This is a genomic window from Vibrio sp. 378 (genome assembly GCF_033339435.1).
The window spans coordinates 1-899 of sequence record NZ_JAWOUO010000268.1; the positions used below are offsets into that span (position 1 = coordinate 1).

Annotated in this window: 1 protein-coding gene and 1 pseudogene; both read left to right on the top strand. The window is 46.7% G+C overall.

The window, feature by feature from the left end:
- On the top strand, positions 1-343 hold a 343-nt coding region (locus tag R7Q48_RS25615), incomplete at its 5' end, for a YcjX family protein (RefSeq protein ID WP_318132973.1).
- A pseudogene (locus tag R7Q48_RS25620) lies at positions 340-899 on the top strand (TIGR01620 family protein); the annotation flags it as partial. The gene R7Q48_RS25615 and the pseudogene R7Q48_RS25620, both read left to right, overlap by 4 nt.

Below are 899 nucleotides of genomic sequence, written 5' to 3' on the forward strand. Positions count from 1 at the left end.
CTCTCTACTGCAACAAATGGTGCACCCAGCATGGCAAACCGCTGCTTATGAGAACATTGAAATGAGTTGTATGAGCATTGCTTCCATCCAAGCGACCACTTCAGGGTTTATTACCTCAGGCGACAAAACCATTTCTGCGTTACAAGGTACGACCTTAAACGGTGAGCCAATGACGATGTTCCCAGGAGAGGTGCCGAAGAAGCTACCCAATGCCGCCTATTGGCAAAACAGTGGTTTTGACTTTACTTCCTTCCGTCCTATGCCGTCAGCAAGTGATGAACCGATGAAACACATACGTCTAGATAAAGCACTGGATTATCTGCTAGGAGACAAATTGAAATGAGCGAATTGAAGCAGAAACAAATTTTCTCTGAAAAAGCACTAGAGAAAGAGCAGCAATCGGATTCACCAGAGTTAACGGCGCAAAAGACATTCAGTGAAAAAGAAACTTTTGTACCAGTGAAGATAGAAGAAGATCGAATTGAAACCGAACAAGAACTGCAACTTGAACATGTGATTCGCCCTAGGCCGGGCAGAAAATGGCTCGCAACCGGCGTGTTTGCTACTTTTGCCGGATTGGTCGGGTGGCAGGCTGTAGACTCATTTGTCACTGCGGTGCAAACAGCTGACTGGCTAGCATTAGGTTGGGCGGGTTTCATTACTGCAGTGGCTTCATTGGGCCTAGGTGCCATCGGTAAAGAACTCTGGAAGCTACGTAAATTAAGAAATCATTTCAGCATTCAAGAAGAAGCCGAACTGCTCGTTCACAGTGACAGTGTGGGTAAAGGCAAGGTGTTTTGCGAAAAGGTGGCGGAACAGAGTGGTGTATTAGCAGAGAACCCAGGCTTTGATCGCTGGCAGAACAGCATTAACCCAGCACACAGTGATGCGGAAATCCT